The 19,522-nt window shown below is 75.8% G+C and carries 19 protein-coding genes; 9 read left to right on the top strand and 10 right to left on the bottom strand.

Going from position 1 to position 19,522, the window contains the following annotated elements; translation table 11 throughout:
- On the bottom strand, positions 1 to 769 hold a 769-nt coding region (locus tag ABTW95_RS34565), incomplete at its 3' end, for an MFS transporter (protein ID WP_500228503.1).
- A 189-nt stretch (positions 770 to 958) separates the two neighbouring features.
- On the opposite strand from ABTW95_RS34565, the gene ABTW95_RS34560 reads away from it, so the two are divergent.
- Positions 959 to 1,672: a TetR/AcrR family transcriptional regulator gene (locus ABTW95_RS34560; protein ID WP_500228502.1), complete on the top strand. Its 714-nt coding sequence runs from the start codon at positions 959 to 961 to the stop codon at positions 1,670 to 1,672.
- A 327-nt stretch (positions 1,673 to 1,999) separates the two neighbouring features.
- On the opposite strand, the gene ABTW95_RS34555 is transcribed toward ABTW95_RS34560, so the two are convergent.
- Positions 2,000 to 2,662 (bottom strand): response regulator, encoded by a 663-nt coding sequence (locus tag ABTW95_RS34555; protein ID WP_500228504.1) that lies wholly within the window; start codon positions 2,660 to 2,662, stop codon positions 2,000 to 2,002.
- Positions 2,650 to 3,813: a sensor histidine kinase gene (locus tag ABTW95_RS34550; RefSeq protein WP_396454794.1), complete on the bottom strand. Its 1,164-nt coding sequence runs from the start codon at positions 3,811 to 3,813 to the stop codon at positions 2,650 to 2,652. The genes ABTW95_RS34555 and ABTW95_RS34550 overlap by 13 nt, the downstream gene beginning before the upstream one ends.
- Before the next feature lie 157 nt (positions 3,814 to 3,970).
- Here ABTW95_RS34550 and ABTW95_RS34545 point away from each other — a divergent pair, with 157 nt between their 5' ends.
- Positions 3,971 to 4,417 (top strand): DUF6069 family protein, encoded by a 447-nt coding sequence (locus ABTW95_RS34545; protein WP_396454793.1) that lies wholly within the window; start codon positions 3,971 to 3,973, stop codon positions 4,415 to 4,417.
- Positions 4,418 to 4,991: 574 nt separating this feature from the next.
- Here ABTW95_RS34545 and ABTW95_RS34540 read toward each other — a convergent pair.
- Positions 4,992 to 5,609, bottom strand: coding sequence for a maleylpyruvate isomerase family mycothiol-dependent enzyme (locus ABTW95_RS34540; RefSeq protein WP_396455046.1), 618 nt, complete (start codon positions 5,607 to 5,609; stop codon positions 4,992 to 4,994).
- Positions 5,610 to 5,870: 261 nt separating this feature from the next.
- Between ABTW95_RS34540 and ABTW95_RS34535 the strand changes: the two genes are divergently transcribed.
- On the top strand, positions 5,871 to 6,479 hold the full coding sequence (locus ABTW95_RS34535) for a TetR/AcrR family transcriptional regulator (RefSeq protein WP_396455045.1): 609 nt from the start codon (positions 5,871 to 5,873) through the stop codon (positions 6,477 to 6,479).
- 252 nt (positions 6,480 to 6,731) lie between these two features.
- A complete protein-coding gene (locus tag ABTW95_RS34530; RefSeq protein ID WP_396455044.1) occupies positions 6,732 to 7,268 on the top strand; it encodes a hypothetical protein in 537 nt (178 codons plus the stop codon).
- On the opposite strand, the gene ABTW95_RS34525 is transcribed toward ABTW95_RS34530, so the two are convergent.
- Entirely contained in the window at positions 7,249 to 7,974 is a 726-nt protein-coding gene (locus ABTW95_RS34525) for a dienelactone hydrolase family protein (RefSeq protein ID WP_500228501.1), read from the bottom strand. The two genes, ABTW95_RS34530 and ABTW95_RS34525, sit on opposite strands and share 20 nt — an antisense overlap.
- A gap of 668 nt (positions 7,975 to 8,642) precedes the next feature.
- Positions 8,643 to 9,797, bottom strand: a complete 1,155-nt coding sequence (locus ABTW95_RS34520; protein WP_500228500.1) for a hypothetical protein — start codon at positions 9,795 to 9,797, stop codon at positions 8,643 to 8,645.
- A 569-nt stretch (positions 9,798 to 10,366) separates the two neighbouring features.
- Between ABTW95_RS34520 and ABTW95_RS34515 the strand changes: the two genes are divergently transcribed.
- The gene (locus tag ABTW95_RS34515; RefSeq protein ID WP_500228499.1) at positions 10,367 to 11,275 is read left to right on the top strand and encodes a tyrosine-type recombinase/integrase; all 909 of its coding nucleotides are present in this window, start codon (positions 10,367 to 10,369) and stop codon (positions 11,273 to 11,275) included.
- On the opposite strand, the gene ABTW95_RS34510 is transcribed toward ABTW95_RS34515, so the two are convergent.
- Positions 11,260 to 13,650: an ATP-binding cassette domain-containing protein gene (locus tag ABTW95_RS34510; protein ID WP_500228498.1), complete on the bottom strand. Its 2,391-nt coding sequence runs from the start codon at positions 13,648 to 13,650 to the stop codon at positions 11,260 to 11,262. The two genes, ABTW95_RS34515 and ABTW95_RS34510, sit on opposite strands and share 16 nt — an antisense overlap.
- A gap of 175 nt (positions 13,651 to 13,825) precedes the next feature.
- Positions 13,826 to 14,266: a helix-turn-helix transcriptional regulator gene (locus ABTW95_RS34505; protein ID WP_396452392.1), complete on the bottom strand. Its 441-nt coding sequence runs from the start codon at positions 14,264 to 14,266 to the stop codon at positions 13,826 to 13,828.
- A 418-nt stretch (positions 14,267 to 14,684) separates the two neighbouring features.
- Between ABTW95_RS34505 and ABTW95_RS34500 the strand changes: the two genes are divergently transcribed.
- Positions 14,685 to 15,437 carry a CPBP family intramembrane glutamic endopeptidase gene (locus ABTW95_RS34500; RefSeq protein ID WP_500228497.1) on the top strand — a complete coding sequence of 251 codons (753 nt, stop codon included), beginning with the start codon at positions 14,685 to 14,687 and terminating at the stop codon, positions 15,435 to 15,437.
- A 212-nt stretch (positions 15,438 to 15,649) separates the two neighbouring features.
- Complete coding sequence (locus tag ABTW95_RS34495; protein WP_396452388.1) at positions 15,650 to 16,150, top strand: MarR family winged helix-turn-helix transcriptional regulator; 501 nt, start codon at positions 15,650 to 15,652, stop codon at positions 16,148 to 16,150.
- 41 nt (positions 16,151 to 16,191) lie between these two features.
- Here the strand turns inward: ABTW95_RS34495 and ABTW95_RS34490 are convergent, their stop codons facing one another.
- Entirely contained in the window at positions 16,192 to 17,169 is a 978-nt protein-coding gene (locus ABTW95_RS34490; RefSeq protein WP_500228496.1) for a helix-turn-helix transcriptional regulator, read from the bottom strand.
- Between the two features lie 102 nt (positions 17,170 to 17,271).
- On the opposite strand from ABTW95_RS34490, the gene ABTW95_RS34485 reads away from it, so the two are divergent.
- Both ABTW95_RS34485 and ABTW95_RS34480 read left to right on the top strand, forming a co-directional pair.
- A complete protein-coding gene (locus tag ABTW95_RS34485; protein WP_500228495.1) occupies positions 17,272 to 17,721 on the top strand; it encodes a VOC family protein in 450 nt (149 codons plus the stop codon).
- Between the two features lie 61 nt (positions 17,722 to 17,782).
- Positions 17,783 to 18,412 carry a hemerythrin domain-containing protein gene (locus tag ABTW95_RS34480; RefSeq protein WP_500228494.1) on the top strand — a complete coding sequence of 210 codons (630 nt, stop codon included), beginning with the start codon at positions 17,783 to 17,785 and terminating at the stop codon, positions 18,410 to 18,412.
- A 7-nt stretch (positions 18,413 to 18,419) separates the two neighbouring features.
- On the opposite strand, the gene ABTW95_RS34475 is transcribed toward ABTW95_RS34480, so the two are convergent.
- A partial coding sequence (locus ABTW95_RS34475; RefSeq protein ID WP_500228493.1) for a glycoside hydrolase family 183 protein occupies positions 18,420 to 19,522 on the bottom strand: 1,103 nt, incomplete at its 5' end.

Here is a 19,522-nt window from a genome sequence, read left to right as displayed (position 1 = left end):
TCAGCGGGCTCGGGTGCGCCGACTCGATCACGGTGTGCTGCGGGCCGGTGATCAGCCGGGCCTTCTTGCGCGCGTAGGCGCCCCAGAGCACGAAGCCGAGGACCAGCGGCGCCAGCGCCGTCCCGGCGCGGTCCAGCGGCGCGTCCCGCCGCTGCCGCCGCGGCTCCCGGACGACCGCGAGGACCCCCGCGACCGCGGCCGCCGCGATCGGGACGTTCAGCAGGAAGATCCACCGCCACCCGGCCGTGTCGACCAGCAGCCCGCCCAGCAGCGGCCCCGCCGGCAGCGCCGTGGAGGAGACGCCCGCCCAGAGCCCCAGCGCCCGCGCCTGCTCGGCGCGCCCCGGGTAGAGCAGGGTGATCAGCGCCAGGCCGCCGGGCAGCAGCAGCGCGGCGCCCGCGCCCTGCGCGACCCGCGCCGCGACCAGCGGCCCGGCGCCGGGCGCCGCCCCGCACGCCAGCGACGCGGCCCCGAACAGGGCGAGCCCGGCGACGGTGACGCGGCGGTGCCCCATCCGGTCGCCGAGGGCGCCGCCGCCGAGCAGCAGCCCGGCGATCGCGACCGCGTAGCCGTCCACGACGCCCTGCAGGCCGGGCAGGCCGGTGCCCAGGGCGCGGCCGATGCCGGGGAGCGCGACGTTGACGATCGTCACGTCCAGCAGCACCAGGAACATCCCGGCGCACAGGATCGCCAGCATCGCGCCGCGGCGCGGCACGGGTCCCGGCGTGCCGGTCGCGGCCTGTCCTGCGGCGGGTGTCGTGGAGTTCATTCCTCCACCGTGGAGCCGGGACGTTTCGGCGCGGCTCGAAGCATCAGCCCGCGCCCGTGTCGGAGACCGCGTGCTCCCTGATCGCGGGGTGCGAACCCTGCCGCATGATTCGCCCCTCCTCTTGCCGCAGGTGTGGCCACCGGCCGGCGGCGGCGTTAACGCAACGAGTGTTGCTTTAGGATCGGGGCCGTGAGATCCGACCGGCACCCGCGGGCCGCGCCCGTGACCGGCGCGGGGCCCGGGAGCGTCCGCCCCGGCGGCCGCACCGCGCGGGTGCGCGACGCCGTCCGGGAGGCGACCCTCGCCGAGCTGTCCGAGCACGGCTACCGGGAGCTCACCGTCGAGGGCGTCGCCGCCCGCTCCGGCGTCCACAGGACCACCGTCTACCGGCGCTGGGGCGGCGCCGACGGCCTCATCGCCGACGCCCTCGCCCGCGCCGCCGCCGAACCGTGGCCCGTCCCCGACACCGGCACCCTCGCCGGCGACCTGCGGGCCCTCGCCCGGCTCGTGCTGACCGGCCTCACCGACCCCGCGCAGGGCCCCCTCACCCGCGCGTTCGTGCTGGCCGCCGCGCACAGCCCCGCCGCCGCCCGCGCCCTGCACGACTTCTACGCGCGCCGCCACGAGCAGGCCGCCGCCGCCGTCGAACGCGCCGCCGCGCGCGGCGAGGTCCCCGCCGGGACCGACCCGGCCGAGGTCGTCCGCGCCGCCGTCGCCCCCCTGTACCACCGCGCGTTCATCACCGGGGAACCGGTCGACGAGGCCGCCGCGGACCGCGCCGCCGCGGCGGCCTGCGCCGCCGCCCGGGCGGGCATCCTCACCGCCCCGCCGCCCCAGGCCGGGGCGCCGGGCGGTGCGGGGGGCCGCGCCGCAGACCCTCCCCGCAGCGAACGGCGCAGCTGAGCGCCGCGATCAAAGCGGGGGACGGGGGCGCCGAGCATCTCGCACCAGGCCGTGGCCGGCGGCCGGGACGCCGGCGCGCCGCGGCCGGATGGCGATCAGGTTCTGATCCGCGTCGATGCGGGCCGTCGCGGTCGGCTCGCCGTCGTCCAGACGGTCACGCTCCCGTCCGCCTCGCCCGGCTTCTCGCCGGGCTCGCTCTGGGACGCGCAGAGCACCGGCGCCGCTTCGGTCCGGCGTCTGGCAGGCAGGCGCCGCGGCCGCGCTCGCCTTCGGCGCCGCCCCCGCTTCGTCCGGCGACGCGGGGGCGGGGGATCGCCCCGGCGGCGGTCAGGCGAGGCCGGCGTCGTGGGCCAGCAGCGCGATCTGGGTGCGGTTGTCCAGGTCGAGCTTGGTCAGCACGCTGGACACGTGCGCCTTGACGGTCGCCACGCTCATGAACAGCTCCGCGGCGATGTCGGCGTTGGACCGCCCCCGCGCGATCGCCAGGACCACCTCGTTCTCGCGCGGGCTGAGCCGCGCCAGCGCCGCGCGGGCCCGCTGGTGGGCGCCGGCCTCGGTCGCCGCGCGGTCCATGAGGCGGCGGGTGATGCGCGGCGACAGCATCGGGTCCCCGGCGGCCACCCTGCGGACGGCGTCGACGATCTGCGCCGGCGGGGTGTCCTTGAGCAGGAACCCGCTGGCCCCGGCGCGCAGCGCGTGCAGGATGTTCTCGTCGGAGTCGAACGTCGTCAGCACGATGACCTCGGGCGGGCTGGCGCGGGCGCGGAGGCGGCGGGTCGCGGTGATGCCGTCCACGCGCGGCATCCGCAGGTCCATCAGCACCACGTCGGGCGCGTGCGCGTCGGCGGCCGCGGGCACTTCGTCGCCGTCGGCGGCCTCGCCGGCCACCGTGATGCCGCCCGTGCCGTCCAGCATCATCGACAGCCCGGCGCGGACGAGGGCGTCGTCGTCCACGATCAGCACGCGCAGGGGGCGGGTCACGCCGGCCATGGTAGCCATGCGCGCAGCCGGAACTCGCCCGCCGCGGCCTCGTGGTCGAGCCGCCCCCCGGCCAGCCGGACCCGCTCGGTCAGCCCCACCAGCCCCGTGCCGCTGCCCGGCGGCGGGGCGTGCCCGGCGTCCTCCCGCAGCCCGTTGCGGACGTCGACGACCAGCCCGTCGCCCGCCCGGCCCTCCAGCACCACCCGCACGGGACGGCCCGCGGCGTGCTTGCGGGCGTTGGTCAGCGCCTCCTGCACCACCCGGTACGCGGTCCGCCCGGCCAGCGGCGGGACGTCCGCGGCGCCGGCCACCTCGTCGCGCAGCTCCACTGCCGCGCCCGCGGCGCGCGACTCCGCCACCAGCCGGGGCACGTCGCCCAGCGCGGGCTGCGGCCGGTCGCCGTCCTCGGCGCCGTCCTCGGCGCGCAGCAGCAGGATCACCTCCCGCAGCTCCTCCAGCGCCTGGTGCACGCCGGCGCGGACCACCCCGGCGGCCTGCGACAGCCGCTCGGGCGGCGCGTCCGGACGGTACTCCAGCGCGCCCGCGTAGGTCGCCAGCAGCGACAGCCGGTGCGCCAGCACGTCGTGCATCTCCCGGGCGATCCGCGTCCGCTCCGCCATCCTCGCCTCGGCGACCCGGCGGCCCTGCTCGGCCTCGGCGCGGCGGGCGCGCTCGCGCAGCGACATCAGCAGCGCGCGGCGCGCCCGGATCAGCGCGCCCCAGCCGACCAGCGCCCCGTACCCGAGCGCGATCAGCAGCAGCCACCACCCGAACGAGATGCCGCGGCTCGGCTGCCACAGCCCCTGCACGACGTGCGCCGCGATCCCCGCCGCGCCGGCGGCCGCCGCGACCGGGAACGGGCGCCGCTGCGCGACGTGCAGCACCCCCATGCTCGACACCGGCGTCGCCGCCGGCGACAGCGCCGCCAGCACGCTCAGCGCCAGCGCGGCCGGGACCGGGCGCCACAGCAGCAGCGGCGACAGCAGCCAGCCCGCCGCCCCCACCGCGATGTCCAGGGTCAGCTCGCCGCCCGCCTGCGCCCGGCCCCAGACCGTCACCGCGATCAGCACGCCCGACACCGCGAGCAGGACCACCGCGCCGGCGAGCCTGCGCTTCCCGCCCGGGACGGCGTCCACCTGGCCGAACGTCACCTCGTTCACCGGCCAAAGGCTAGCCGCGGCCCTCCGGCGCCGACACCGACCAAAGTCGGTGCCCGCCCCTCCCCGGGACGGACCGGCCACCGCCCCTCGCCCGATGCGGCGGCCCCGCCGCACCGGCGACGCTGACCGGACACAAGCCGAACGAACGGAGAAGCACATGTCCACTCGGACCCAGTCCTCTCGGACTCGGCGGGCGCTGACCGTCGCCGCCGCCGCCCTTGCCGCCCTGCTGCTGTGGATGCTGACCGGCCCGGTCGCCGGGCTCCACCCGTCCGCGGAGACCGGCGGCCAGACCCGCGAGGTCGGCGCGGCCGCGGTCGCCGCCGCGAGTCTCCTCGCGGGACTGGCGGCCTGGGCACTGCTCGCCCTCCTGGAGCGCGTCGCCGGCCGCCCCCGCCGCATCTGGACGTTCACCGCCCTGGCCGTGTTGGCGTTGTCGCTGCTCGGCCCCCTCGGCAGCGCCGCCGACACCTCCTCGCTGGCCGTCCTGGCGGGCATGCACCTGCTGGTGGGAGCCGTCCTGATCCCGGGGCTGCGCCTTTCGGCCGGCCCCCGGCGCTCCCAGCCGGCGGACCAGGAGCCGTTCCCGCTGCCCCCTCGATGACCCGGCCGGCCACCACCTACCCCCGACACCCACCTGATCGACAGGACACAGGGCTGACCGCCGCCACGGCGGATCCGGCGCCTGCTGTTCGTCCCGCGGCGGAGGGCGTCGGCGAGGCGGGCGGTAGGTCGTGGGAGTGGGCCAGGGAGGTGGGCGGGCAGGACGCCGTCGTTGGCCGGCGGGGCCGCCTCGGACGGACGGGATGGACGCGCACTCCTGGGGGCACGGCGGGGTGAGGGCGGCGGGACGGTGGTGATGCCGGAGTGGGCGGCGACGAGGGAGTTCGGCGAACCAGTCGCGGGCGGTGTGGGCGATGTGGGGTCGTTCGTCCAGTCCAGGCCGCACGCCCATGACCCGTTCCTGGCCGGTGCCGGTGATCCGGCGCTGACCGTGCAGGCCGGTGACATCGATCGCTTCGCCTCGGGTGAGTGGGTGGGAGTCGGGCACGGCGCCGCGCAGGGGGCGACCACGATCGGAGCCCGGGCGTGCGCTTCTGCCGAGTGTTGGCCGACCGTCACCCCGGTTCCGCCGAGGTGGTGTCGACTTGCGATCCGCTGAGCCGGGGCGTAGCGGTTCACGCGGCGATGTATCGATCCCGTGCCGTGCCGTGGAGGTGTCCCGGTGGGAGCTTGCGGCCGTAGGCGACCAGCAGGAGGTCCTGGGCGCTGCCGGTCAGGGGCGTGCCGGCGCCGAAGGACCAGTCCAGGTCGTCGGCGCGCAGTTGGACGCCGTCGAGATCGGCTCCGAAGAATTTGAGGGTTCGGGGAGTGACGTGCTCGAGGAGGAGGCGCAAGCGCTCTTGCGGGACGCGGCGGTCGACACCGAGGGCGACGGTGATGTCCAGGCCGTGGATCACATCGTGGCCCAGGGCGGCGGTGATGCCGCCGATCGGTGGTTTCCAGGGATGGTCTGCGTTGTCGCGGATCGCGCTGACCAGCTCGGCCGGCGACAGGGTGGCCGCGTCCTGGCGGGCCCGCCGATCCGCCATCCGGTTGATGTCGCCCCGCGCCTTGAGGAGTTCGAGCACCATCCTGGGCATCGCGAAGCGGAATCCCATCGACATATGAGCCGCGACTTCTCGTACGCGCCATCCGGCGCACAAGGTCGGTGCGTCCCACTGGGCGGGCGCCAGGCTGTCCAGCATCGCCGCCAGTTCCCGGCGTTCGGCCGCGATTGCGGTGGTGATGTCCATGGTCATGCTCCTTTCGGGTGTTCTGTGCGCCTGTCAGCCGCTCTGCGGCAGGTCGGCGCGCGGTGATCAGCGGTGGCCGGGTCAGGTCGGCGGCGAGTTGGAGGGCTGTCGAGCCGCCCGTGGACATACCGAGCACGTTCACCGGCCAGGGGAACGTGGCCTCGACCGCCGCAGCGCACGGGAACGCCGCGCAGCCGGGGACGCGGCTCATGCACTCGGCAACATTCATCACGGGATTACTGTAATAATAGGATTATGAGAATGACCAGGGTCGAGGCCAAGGAGCGCAACCGGCGGGCCCTGCTGGACGCCGCGCGCCTGATCGTCGCGCGCGACGGCCACCGGGCCAAGCTGGAGGAGATCGCCGAGCAGGCCGGACTGACCACCGGCGCGATCTACTCGCTGTTCGGCAGCAAGAACGGACTGCTCGTCGCCCTGGTCACCGACTACCTCGGTCCCCACTACGACGGCATCGAGAACGCCGTCCCCGCCGGCATGGGCCTCATCGAGGCGGTGGAGGTCTTCGCGCGCCACTACCGCCGCCTGTGCGACGACCCCGACGCGCTGCGCCACCTGTCGTTCGAGATCAGCCTGCAGGACCTGGCCCTGCGTGACCCCGAACTCGCGCCCAGGCTCGCCGCCTCCGTCCGGGCACACGAAGAACGCCTGTCCGCGCTGCTGTCCGGCAGGCTCCACCACGGGACCGCACTCACACCGCGGCAGGCGCGACGCCTGGCCACGGCGCTGCGGGCGCTCCTGGTCGGCCTGAGCCAGGGCGTCATCCTCGGCCTGGCCGGCACCGCCCCCGAGGACTATTTCGCCGCCACCGCCCGCGCCCTGATCACCCCGGACGTACTCGGACCGCCCTGACCTCCCTGCCCGAAGCAGCGAACCCGACCGCGGGGCGGCGCCCGGCGCCGGCCAAGGCCCTCAACGCGCCGACCCCGGCCATCCGCGAGCCCGGCACGGCATGGGTCGAACTGCCGCGCCCCGCGGCCGCCCGCGACCAGCCGGCCGGGCACGTCCGCATCGGGTACGCGAGCGGTAGTGCTGGTCCAGCAGTGGCAGGTAGTTGTTGCCGAGCCGCCGGTAAGACTTCAGCCACACCGCCAGGGTGAGCAGATGACGTTCATCCTGGAGGTGCGGCCGCGCGCCCAGTCGATCTCGGCCTCGGTCGGCGTGAACGGCTCCGCCAGCTCCCGCGCCGAGACCACCCTCGCGAACGCCGGATACGCAGTCCGATCGATCAGGGTCACCCGTAGCCCCGACACCGCCACCAACACGACGCCAGGCACCCCGACCAGCAGCGATCAGCCCGCGGCCCCTTTCTGCCGTATTCCGGCTGCACGTCTCGATGACCCGGCGGGCATCACCCACCTCGACACCCACCTGATCGAGGGGGCCGCGGGGGACACAGGGCCGACTGCCGCCACGGTGGATCCAGCCGCCTGCCGTTCGTCCTGCGCGGAGACCTCGGCCGGATGCGTGGTCGGTGGTTGGCCGGATCCGGTCGCCGCTCGCCGGCGCCCCGCGGACCGGCGCGGCGACGGCCGCCGCCATCGAGGAGGCCGGGGCCTGGTCTCGATGGCGGCGGCCCGGCGAGGGGTGCCGCCTGGCCGGACGGCGGGCGTGGCGGCGGCTAGCTCAGGTGCCGGTTGAAGAACCGGGCCGCGGCGTCTCCCGCGGCCGCGGGAACGCCGGTGTGCCCGCCCATGTTGACGTTCAGCGTCTTCTCCCTGGAGCCGAAGGCGTCGAACAGGTCCAGGGCCGCCTGCTGGTCGTTGCCCTCGTCGTCCCACTGCAGCAGGACGTGCAGCGGAATGGTGACCCGGCGGGCCTCCTCGAACATGGCGCGGGGCACGAAGCTCCCGGCGAACAGAAGGGCGGCTCGGATGCGCGGCTCGACCACGGCCAGCCGGATCCCGATGGAGATCACTCCTCCCGAGTATCCGACCGGGCCGGTGATCCCGGGCAGCGCGAGAAGGGCGTCCAGGGCGGCCTGCCATTCGGGGACCGCCTTGTCGACCAGCGGGAGGACGAGCCGGTCCACGATGTCGTCCCTGACCGGCTCGCCTGCCTCCAACGCGCGGCGCAGGTCGGCGCGGGCCTGCTCGGCGGCGGCCGAGCGGGGCCGGTCACCGCTGCCGGGGAGTTCGATGGTGGCCGCGGCGAAGCCGTCCGCCGCGCACTGCCGGGCCCGGGCGACCAGGCGCGGGTACATCGTGCGCAGTCCGCCGGGGTGGCCGATGAGGATCAGCGGCGCCGGTCCGGACGCGGGCGTCCACAGGATGCCGGGGACCTCGCCGAGGGTGAATTCGCGTTCGAGGACGCCGTCGTCGAGGCGTTGCTCGGAGGTGAACTGCATGGTCGTGCCTTTCGGGAGTGCTGTGAACGGCGCTCCCGGACGACCTATGGCCCGACCGTGACCCCAGAGGGGAGCACCCACGTCGATACTGCGTTCACGGGTACCACCTCCTCGTTGCCTGGCACGGCCCCCGGCAAGGTAGCAGCGGCGGCCCTGACCTCCCAACAGGTTTTCGCGGCGCTGCACGGGCCGGGGCGCCCCCGGGCCTCCGCCCGCGCCCCATCTCGCCCGTGCCCAGCACCGCGATCCGCATCTCGCGGTCCCGCCTTCCAACCGTGGTCGCACCGCGGCCCCTCAAGGCCGAGTGGTACGCGGGGTCATGCGCCGCGGGTCCGCTCGGCGTACGCACCCGGCCGGGCAGTTGCAGCGCCGCTCCGGCATTCGCGCGCCTGCTGCACGATCCCGGCGAGGCTGTCGGACGCGCCCGGCCGCGCGCTGACGACGGCCGCGCTCACCGAGATCGCCCACCCGCTCCAGAGAAGGCACCGGCCGACAGCCGGCGACTCGTCCACGAGCCGCCTGCAGGTGGCGGGAGACCGCTTCTCACCAGCCCTTCCCGCCGGCCGCGACCAGCGCGGGCCTAGATGACGCCGTGCTCTGTGCCCTGGTGGGGTCTGCCGGCTCGGGAGGCGGTGTCACCCCGGGCGTGGTGTCACCCCGGGGGCGTGTCAGGAGCCTTTCGCGGTTCGGGCGGCCAGCTCGGCGGTGACGGCGCGTTCGCGCTGGGCGGTGGCCTCGGCGCGGGCGGCGTCGCGTTCGCGGGCCAGTTCGGCCGAGCGCGCCTGCTCGGCGCGCAGGTCGAGGCGCACCTCGGCGATCTGGCCGCGCAGGGTCTCCAGTTCGGCGCGCAGGCCCTCGGCCTCGTTCTGGGCGGCCGCGGCCTGTTCGCGGGCGAAGTCGGCGGCCTGGCGCTGCAGCTCGTTGTCGGACCGGGCGGCCTCCAGCGCGGTGAGCGCCTCGGTGCGGGCGCGCTGGGCGAGGCGGTAGCGGTGGTCGGCGCGGTCGCGTTCCCGCTCGGCGGCCTGGGCGCGCGCTTCTTCGGCCGCGCGGAGGCGGTCGCCGTCTTCACGGGCCTTGCGGGCCTCGGCCGCCTGGGCCCTGGCCTGGTCGGCCTCGCGGCGGGCGGTGTCGGCGGCGCGTCCGGCCTCGGCCGCCCGGGACCTGGCGTCCTGGGCGTCGAGGCGGGCGCGCTCGGCTTCGGCGCGGGCGGCCTCGGCGACGCGTTCGGCTTCCAGGCGTGCCTGGTGGACGAGCCGGTCCGCTTCGGCGCGGGCCGCCGCGATCGCCTGTTCGGCTTCGTCCTGCGCGCTCTGCACCGCGGCGGCGGCCTCGGACCGGGCGTGTTCGGCGTCCCGCAGGGCCTCGTCGCGTTCCAGTTCGGCCTGCTCGGCGCGCCGCCGGTCGGCGCGGGCCCGTTCGCGGGCCTTCTCCGCGGCCTGCTCGGCCCGGACGGCGCGCGCCTCGGCGTCCTCGCGCCCGGCCAGCGCGGCGGCGACGGCCGACTGCGCCTCGGCGCGGACGGCGCTGATCCGCGCCTCGACGCCGCGCGGGGAAAGCTCGGAGTCCAGGGCCTGGGCGAGGGGGGCGAGGGCCGCGGCGAGGCCCTGCTCCATGCGTTCGTACAGGTCCTCGGCGCGGGCGAGGGCGCCCTCCAGGCCGGGTGCGCCGCGACGCAGCTCCCGCTCGCGCTTGGCGCGGGCCTGGCAGTCGCCCTCGGGGCAGTACTCGCGCGGCCGTCCGCGTCCTTCTCGCTGGGGGACGGGCCTGCCGCAGTACCGGCAGGCCCGTTCGGCGGCGGGCGCCGTCTCTTCGGTCGTCGTCACACGAGCATCCTACATTTTCTGGATTTCTATTTCCAGAAAATAAGAAGCTCTGGAAAACGTGGCGCGCTGACTGACGACAATGTTCGTTCTCAGAAGTCAGCTGGGTTAGGCTGCCCCGCATGGACGATCTCCCGCCGACCCCCGCCGGCGCACCGCCGCGCACCGACCTGCATGGACGTCCGGACGGCGTCGCCCCCTGGGAGGGTGCGGGCTCCGAGCCGGCTCGGGACGTCCCGGCGAGGGGCGGCGACCCGCTGCGGTTCATGGACGAGTCCGGGCCTCAGCTGGAACCCGGGGCGGCGGCGGAGTCCGGGCCGCAGCGTGAGGCGCAGTTCCAGCCACAGGCGCAGGCGGCTGGGACGGCTGGGGCGGTTGGGGCGGTTGCGGGGGAGCGGGCGGGCGGGGTGGTCGAGGGGCCGCTGGTCGAGGGGCCGGCGCCGGAGGCGGGGTCTGCGGGTGGGCGGCCTGCACCAGGGCGAGGGGGCGCCGGTGAGCGCGCACCGGCCGCGGGAGCCAATCCGTTTCTGGTGTATCTCGCGGAGTTGGAGAGTCCCCGGTCGCGGCGGGCCATGAGCGCTTGCCTGCATCGGCTCGCCGCGATGTTCCACACCGCGTCCGGACGCGAGCCGGGCGACTCGCCGGGGGAGCGGTTCCCCTGGGCGGAGCTGCGCGCCGAGCACACGGCCGGGCTGCGGGGGCTGATCGGCCGCCAGACGGTGGACGGCCCGGACGGGGAACCGGTCCCGTGGTCGCCGTCCTACCGCAACCTGCACCTGTCGGCGCTGCGCGGCGTCCTGCGGACGGCGTGGCGGCTGGGGCAGATGTCCACCGACGACTACCAGCGGGCCGCGGCGGTGCGCAACTTCCGCGGGACGCGGCTGCCCGCCGGGCGCAGCGTCCACGCCGCCGAGTTCGCCGCCATGCTGGCGGCCTGCGCCGCGGACCGGTCCCCGGCCGGCGCCCGCGACGCCGCGCTGCTGGCCGTCCTGTACACCACCGGGGCGCGGCGCGCCGAGGTCGCCGCGCTGCGCCGCGAGGACTACGACCCGGGCGAGCGGTCGCTGCGGATCACCGGCAAGGGCGGCAGGCAGCGGCTGGAGTACGTCCACGAGGGCGCGGCGGCGCTGCTGGCCGCGTGGCTCGCCGCCGACGACCGCCCGTCGGGTCCGCTGTTCAAGCCGGTGCACCGGTCGGGCGCGGTCCAGCACCGGCCGATGACCGACGCCGCCGTCCGCAACGCGGTGGTCAAGCGGCGCAAGGAGGCGTCGCTGCCGCCGGTGACCCCGCACGACTTCCGCCGCACGTTCATCGGCGACCTGCTGGACCAGGGCGTGGACCTGGCGACCGTCCAGCAGCTGGTCGGGCACGCGTCCCCGGCCACCACGGCCCGCTACGACCGGCGCCCCGGGCGCCGCCGCCGCGGCGCCGTGGACAGGCTGCCGTTCCCGGCGCCGCCCGGCGGTCAGGGCGCGACGTAGTCCGCCAGGTGCCGGCCGGTGAGGGTGGAGCGGGCGGCGACCAGGTCGGCGGGCGTGCCCTCGAACACGATGCGGCCGCCGTCGTGGCCGGCGCCGGGGCCGAGGTCGATGATCCAGTCGGCGTGCGCCATGACCGCCTGGTGGTGCTCGATGACGATCACCGACTTGCCGGCGTCGACGAGCCGGTCCAGCAGGCCCAGCAGCTGCTCGACGTCGGCGAGGTGCAGGCCGGTGGTCGGCTCGTCCAGGACGTAGACGCCGCCCTTGTCGCCCATGTGGGTGGCCAGCTTCAGCCGCTGCCGCTCGCCGCCGGACAGCGTGGTCAGCGGCTGCCCGAGCCGCAGGTAGCCGAGCCCGACGTCCGACATGCGCCGCAGGATCTTGTGGGCGGCCGGGATCCGGGCGTCGCCGGCGCCGAAGAACTCCTCGGCCTCGGTCACCGGCATCGCCAGGACCTCGCTGATGTCGCGGCCGCCGAGGCGGTGCTCCAGCACCGCCGCCTGGAACCGCTTGCCCTCGCACTCCTCGCAGGTGGTGGCGACCCCGGCCATCATCGCCAGGTCGGTGTAGACGACGCCGGCGCCTTTGCAGACGGGGCAGGCGCCCTCGGAGTTGGGGCTGAACAGCGCCGGCTTGACCCCGTTGGCCTTGGCGAACGCCTTGCGGATCGGGTCCAGCAGACCGGTGTAGGTGGCCGGGTTGCTGCGCCGCGACCCCTTGATCGGGGCCTGGTCGACCGTCACCACCCCGTCCCGGCCGGCCACCGACCCGTTGATCAGCGAGCTCTTGCCCGACCCGGCGACGCCGGTGATGACGACCAGGACGCCGAGGGGGATGTCGACGTCGACGTCCCGCAGGTTGTGGGTGGCGGCTCCGCGCACTTCCAGGGCCCCGGACGGCGTCCGCACCGACGGTTTGAGGGAGGCGCGGTCGTCCAGGTGCCGCCCGGTGAGGGTGCCGCTGGCGCGCAGCCCCTGCACGGTGCCCTCGAACACCACCTCGCCGCCGGCGGTGCCGGCGAGCGGGCCGAGGTCGACGACGTGGTCGGCGACCGCGATCACCTCCGGCTTGTGCTCGACGACCAGGACGGTGTTTCCCTTGTCGCGCAGCTGCAGCAGCATGCGGTTCATCCGCTGGATGTCGTGGGGGTGCAGCCCGATCGTCGGCTCGTCGAAGACGTAGGTGACGTCGGTGAGCGACGACCCCAGGTGGCGGATCATCTTGGTGCGCTGCGCCTCGCCGCCCGACAGCGTCCCGGACGGGCGCTCCAGGCTGAGGTAGCCGAGGCCGATCTCCACGAACGAGTCCAGGGTGTGCTGCAGCGTCGCCAGCAGCGGCGCCAGGGACGGCTCCTCCAGCTCCCGGACCCACTCGGCCAGGTCGCTGATCTGCATCGCGCAGGCGTCGGCGATGCTGATCCCCTTGATCTTGGAGGAGCGGGCCGCCTCGGTGAGCCGGGTGCCGCCGCAGTCGGGGCAGGAGGTGAAGGTGATCGCCCGGTCCACGAACGCGCGGATGTGCGGCTGCATCGCCTCCCGGTCCTTGGACAGGAACGACTTGCGGATCCGCGGGATCAGCCCCTCGTAGGTGACGTTGATGCCCTCGACCTTGATCTTGGTGGCCTCCTTGTGGAGCAGGTCGTGCAGCTCGGTGTCGCTGTACTCGCGGATCGGCTTGTCGGGGTCCAGGAAGCCCGAGCCCATGAAGATGCGGCCGTACCAGCCGTCCATGCTGTAGCCGGGGATGGTGAGCGCGCCCTCGCGCAGCGACTTGGAGTCGTCGTAGAGCGCGGTGACGTCGAAGTCGGTGACCGCGCCGCGCCCCTCGCACCGCGGGCACATGCCGCCGGTGATGCTGAAGGTGCGCTTCTCCTTCACGGTCTTGCCGCCGCGTTCGACCGTGACCGCGCCGGCGCCGCTGATGGAGGCGACGTTGAACGAGAACGCCTTGGCGGGGCCGATGTAGGGCTTGCCGAGGCGGCTGAACAGGATGCGCAGCATCGCGTTGGCGTCGGTGGCGGTGCCGACGGTGGAGCGGGGGTCGGATCCCATCCGCTGCTGGTCGACGATGATCGCGGTGGTGAGCCCTTCGAGGACGTCGACCTCGGGCCGCGCCAGCGTCGGCATGAACCCCTGCACGAACGCGCTGTAGGTCTCGTTGATCAGCCGCTGCGACTCCGCCGCGATCGTGTTGAACACCAGCGAGCTCTTGCCCGACCCGGAGACGCCGGTGAACACCGTCAGCCGGCGCTTCGGTATCTCGATGCTGACGTCCTTGAGGTTGTTCTCGCGCGCCCCGTGCACGCGGATCAGGTCGTGGCTGTCGGCGGGGTGCGGCGCGGCCGCCCGCGCGTCGGTCCCCGTGGCCATGCTCATCGTGTCTCCATCTGCGTCGAGGTCTGCGTCGAGGTCTGCGTCGAGGTCTGTGTTGCGGTCTGTGTCGCGGTCTGTGCCGCCGCCCGGCCCGATGCGGCCCGGTCCGCCCCGGGCCTGCGGATCGGCCGCACTCCGCGGCCGGGCGCGGGGCGGTGCCCATGGGCGGCCACGCTAGTCACCGCAGGCCGGCGGGCGCTTCTCGATTCCTGACCGGCCGGGTCGCCTGCTTGGCCACGCACGAGGGCACGTCGGACGCGGCCCCGGCGGCCTGGCGGCGGTACGCGCCGGGCGGCATGCCGACCAGCTCGGTGAACCGGGTGCTGAAGGTCCCCAGGGACGCGCAGCCGACCGCGAAGCACACCTCGGTGACGGTGAGGTCGCCGCGCCGCAGCAGCGCCATCGCCCGCTCGATGCGCCGGGTCATCAGGTAGCCGTAGGGCGATTCGCCGTAGGCGCGGCGGAACTGGCGGCTGAGGTGCCCGGCGGACATGTGCGCTCCGCGGGCCAGCGCCTCCACGTCGAGCGGCTGGGCGTACTCGCGGTCGATCCGGTCCCGGACCCGGCGCAGCCGCGCGAGGTCGCGCAGGTGCTGCGCCTCGTCCGATCTGCTGCTCATCTCTGAGATCGTGCCACACGACCAGGACAAAACGACCCGATCACGGCGCCGGTCCGGCCGGGCGAGCCGGACATGAGCGGAACCAGCCGCCCGCCCGTCACCGCGCCGCGCGTCTGGAATCCGCCGCTGGTCAGCGCGCCGCGCGCAGGCGCCGCCGCACAAAGCGCCCGCTCCGAAGGCGTCCGGGACGGCGCCGAGCAGGGGGCCGAGCGGGGGGTGCACCGTCCGAAACGGGAGCGGTCGGCATGGCCGGAGAAGGTTCATGCCGCGCGGCTCGCAGACGCCGCGGGGCCGGGTGTCCAGGGGGTTGGCCCGCCGTCTGGACGGGGGTGGGCCGCATGGTCCGGGGGCGTGCCGGCGGCGCACAGTTGAGGGCGCCGCGGGGCCGAGCCCCATCGAGAAGGGCCAGAGGAGTGCCATGAGTACCGATACCGCGATCAGCGTCCTGTTCCTGATCGTGCTGGCGGTGAGCGCGCTGGCCGCGCTGCACGGCCGGGTGCGGCGGGGCGTCCCGCTGGGTCTCGGGGTGCGCGGCGGGACGGGACGGGACCTGGCGGCCGGGCTGGCGATCGGGTCGGCGGGCATGGCGGCGACCGTGGCCGCCGTCGTGGCGCTCACCTCCACCGCGTTCCACGACGTGCGGCTGGACGCGGCGAAGCTGGCCTACGCCACCGCGGTGCTGGCGGTGGCGGCCGTGGGCGAGGAGATCGTGTACCGGGCGCTGATGCTGGGCGGCCTGGCGCGGCTGACCGGGCGTCCCGCCGTGGCGCTGGCGGCCGCGGCCGCGGTGTTCGGGCTCGTCCACCTCACCGGCAGCCCCGACGCCACCGTCATCTCGGTGTTGAGCAACGCGCTCGGCGGCGTCATGTACGGGGTGGCATTCCTGCGCACCGGCCGCATCTGGATGGGGGTGGGCGTGCATTTCGCGTGGAACTTCGTCCAGGGGCCGGTGGCCGGTTTCCCGGTCAGCGACGAGACGTCCTTCAGCGGGGCTCTGCTGGGTCCGGTCACCGAGGGCGCGCAGTGGCTGACCGGCGGCGCGTACGGACCCGAGGGCAGCGTCCTGTCGCTGGTCTTCCGCGTGGCGATCATCGCGATGACGGTGGCGGCGACGGCCCGCCGGCCCGGCGGCGCCCCTGCGCGGCCGCACCCGGACCCCGCCGCCTCCTGACATCCAGGCGGGCCGCGCCGCTCCAAGGCCCGTGTCCCTGCGCGGCGACACCGCGGACCACGGGCGGGTCGGCGGGCGCCGTGAGATCCGGCGCCCGCTGCTGCGCGCCTGCCGCGACGGCTTGCGGGTTCCGCGCTCTGGTGCGGTGTTGCGGGGGCGCGGCGGGTAGGGCGTGGTCGATAATCTCAACGTTGAGATTGCCGGGAGGGGCGATGGCGGACGCGGTGGACGCGATCCTGGCGCAGTGGGCGCGGGAGCGGCCGGACGTCGACGTGTCCGCGATGGGCGTCATCGGGCGGATCTCGCGGGCGCAGCTGCTGCTGGGCAGGGAGCTGAAGAGCTTCTTCGCGGCGCACGGGCTGGAGAGCTGGGAGTTCGACGTGCTGGCGACGCTGCGCCGGCACGGCGCGCCCTACGAGCTGACGGCGGGGGCGCTGCTGAAGGCCGCGATGGTCACCTCGGGCGCGATCACCAACCGGATCGACCGGCTGGAGGCCAAGGGGCTGGTCGAGCGGGTCCGCGACCCCGGCGACCGCCGGTCGGTGCGGATCCGGCTGACGCCGCGCGGGCTGAAGGTCGTGGACGAGGTGGTCGTCCTGCACGCCGCCAACGAGCAGCGGCTGCTGGCCGGGCTGGACCCGGCCGAGCGCGAGCGGCTGGCCGGGGCGCTGCGCACGCTGCTGGAGTCGCTGGGCGACACCTCCCTGGACTAGCGTCACCGCGATCGCGGCCGGGCGCGGCCGGCGCGGCCGGGTCAGCGCGGGAAGTCCTGCACGGCGCGGGCGGCGCGGTCGGCGATCGCGGCCAGGTGCGGGGCCAGTTCGGGCGGGTCCAGCAGGGTGTAGTCGACGGGCAGCAGGGCGATGCGGTGGGCCAGGAACCGCAGCGAGTCCGAGCGGGTGTGCAGCAGGCAGGCGTCCGCGCCGGCGGGTTCCAGGACGCCGTGCCAGGCGGTGACCTGCCCGGCGGCCTCGGCGATGGGGGCGTGCAGCAGCAGCCGCGCCCGGATCGTCCCGGATCCGCCGGCGAGGGCGTCCATCGCCCAGGAGGCGGCGTCGGCGCCGCCGGGCAGCTCGCGTGCGGGGCCGCGCACGCCGGTGCGGTGCGGGCCGGTGATGCGGTCGGCGCGGAAGGTGCGCCAGGCGGCGCGGTCCTCGTCGTGGGCGACCAGGTACCAGCGGCGCCCGGCGGCGACGAGCCGGTGCGGCTGCGCCAGCCGCCGGGTCTGCTCGCCGCCGGCGGCGGTGTAGGTGAAGCGGACGTGTTCGCGGGTGACGCACGCGGCGGCGAGCAGGGCCAGGACGCCGGGGTCGGCGGCGGGCGGGGCGGCGTCCGGCGGGGGCAGGGAGACGGCGGCCTCGGTGAGCGCGGCGACGCGGGGCCGCAGCCGGTGGGGGAGGACCTGCTCGATCTTGGCGAGGGCGCGCAGCGAGGTGTCCTCGATGCCGGTGACGGCGCCGGCGGCGGCGGTGCGCAGGCCGATGGCGATGGCGGTGGCCTCGTCGTCGTCCAGCAGCAGCGGCGGCATCGCGGTCCCGGCGGTGAGCCGGTAGCCGCCGGCGCCGCCGCGGGTGGCGTGCACGGGGTAGCCGAGCTCGCGGAGCCGGTCGATGTCGCGGCGGACGGTGCGGGCGGTGACGCCGAGCCGCTCGGCGAGCTCGCCGCCCTGCCACTCGCGGGGCGTCTGCAGCAGGGACAGCAGGCGGAGCAGCCGCCCGGACGGATCGCGCACGACCCCCATCTTGCCGCGCTTTTAGGACATTAGGCGACCTAATGGCGGTCTAGCGTCGGTGCCGAGGCCGGACAGCCCGCGCCTCGCCGAAACGGAGGAGCCATGCTGCGCGGATTGGCCACCATCAGCCTGTGGGCCGACGACCTGGAGGCCGCCAAGGACTGGTACGCCGAGCTGCTGGGCGTCGCGCCCTACTTCAGCGTCCCGGGGCCGGGCGGCCGGGCCGCCTACTACGAGTTCCGGGTCGGGGACTACGAGCACGAGCTGGGCCTGATCGACGCCCGGTTCCGCCCCGGCGGCCCGGCCGCTGCACCGGGCCGGGCGCCGGGCGGGGCGCCGGGCGGGGTGATCGCCTATTGGCACGTGGACGACCTGGAGGCGGCGGTGGCGCGGCTGCTGGCGATGGGCGCCCGCGAGCACGAGAAGCCCACCGAGCGGGGCGAGGGGACGGGGTTCGCGACCGCGTCGGTGACCGACCCGTTCGGCAACGTGCTCGGCGTGATGACCAACCCGCACTACCTGGAGGTCCTGGCCAAGGCGGCCCCGGTGTGAGGTGCGTCTCTCCGGGGCCCGGGGACGTCACATCCGCGGGCGCCGGAACCCTCATATGTGCATGGACACTTTCGTGGTCCGGCCGCGCGCCGCCGCGTGCCACACCCTCCTGTACGCCGTCCACGACGCGTTCCGCCGGGACCTGGACCGGCTCGCGGCGGCGGTGGCGGCGGGCAAGGGCGGGGCCGCGCACGTGCGCGCGGGCTGGGACAACTTCAAGGACCAGCTGCGCATGCACCACCACCTGGAGGACCGGCTGCTGTGGCCGCGGGTGGAGCGCGCGGTCGCCGGCCGCCCGGCGGACCTGGCGGTGCTGGCGGAGATGCGCGCCGAGCACGCCCGCCTCGGGCCGCCGGTCGCCGGGGTGGACGCGGCGCTGGCGAGCGGCGGCGACGGCGTCGCCGCCGTGCGGGATCTGCGGGACGCGCTGGAGGCGCACCTGCGCAACGAGGAGGCGACGGCGCTGCCGCTGGCGGAGTCGGTGCTGGGGCGGCGGGAGTGGGAGGCGCTGGCCGCCGACGCGCAGGGCCGCTGCGCGGCTGGCGCGCCGCTGTTCGTGCCCTGGGTCGTGGACGGGATCGCGCCGGTGCAGCGCAGCCGGTTCCTGACGGCGCTGCCCGGCCCGGTGCGCGACCGCAACCGGGTGGCGTGGGAGCCCCGCTACCGCAAGCGCCGCCTGTGGAGCACCTGACCCCGGGTCACCAGGGGACGGCGCGCACCCGGACGTGGTCGTCGCCCGGGTCGTAGTAGGACAGCAGCAGCTCGGCGCGCGTCGACAGCCCGGGGTGGCCGATGAGGGCGCGGCACTGGTCCAGGCCCGCCCCGCCCGTGCAGCCGACGGTGCCGCGCCCGGCGGGACGCCACGGGCCTTCGGGCGCGGAGGCGCGCCAGAGGCGGTATCCGCCGTCCAGTCCGCGCTGCTCGACCATGACCAGGCCCTTGCCCAGGCGGGAGTAGTCGGCGACGTGCACGGCGTAGGGGGCGGCGCCCGGCACGACGGTCGCCGCCGCGAACGCGTCGCGGGTCCAGCCGGCGGCCGTCCGGTACCGGTAGGCGGCCGGGTCGCGGCGGGCGGCGGGGTCGGCGCGGACGCGGGCGAGGGTGACGCGGCCGCCGGAGCAGGCGCCGAACCCGTGGAGGTCGCAGACGGCGGCGAACAGGTACAGGTGCCCGCCGGCGAAGACGGGCGAGCCGAGGTTCTGCTGGAACGGCAGCCCGCCGGGCGCGGTGAAGGGCCTGGCGAGGCCGGTGAGGGCGTTGCGGGCGGGCCGGTACTCGACCATGCCGAAGCCCTGTGTGCTGATGGATCCGGCGGTGACGCACACGTCGGTGTAGGTGATCAGCAGGGCGCCCGTGCCGGGCGGGCGCGCGGCGCCCGACACCCAGGAGGCGCCGTAGGCGGCGCCGGGGACGTGGCAGGGCCGCCCGCCGGGCAGGACGAGGCCGGGCGGCCGGCTGAGCAGCCCCTGCGGCGGCCCGTCCGCCCGCCCGCTCACCGCCGGGCCCGGCGGGGCGGCGGGGCCGGAGGGGGTGGGGAGCTCGGTGAGTGCGGCGGGCACGCGGCCGGGGACGGCGGGGCCGGTCGCGGCGGTGGCGCCCAGCCACATCCCGGGGCGGGTACCCGTCCACACCGAGTCGCAGAACAGCCACAGGCTGCGGCCGGGCCGTCCGGGCAGCGGGGCGCTGTAGCCGCAGTCGCGGTCGATGGCGTTGCCGGGCGCGGCGGTCTCGTAGCGGGACAGGACGCGGGCGGGCGGCGCGGCCCCCGGCGGCGGGTCCGGGGCGGGGGCGCCGCCGCCCG

The sequence above is a fragment of the Spirillospora sp. NPDC127506 genome (genome assembly GCF_040302145.1).
GTDB lineage: Bacteria > Actinomycetota > Actinomycetes > Streptosporangiales > Streptosporangiaceae > Spirillospora.
This window is presented reverse-complemented; position numbering and strand designations above follow the sequence as displayed.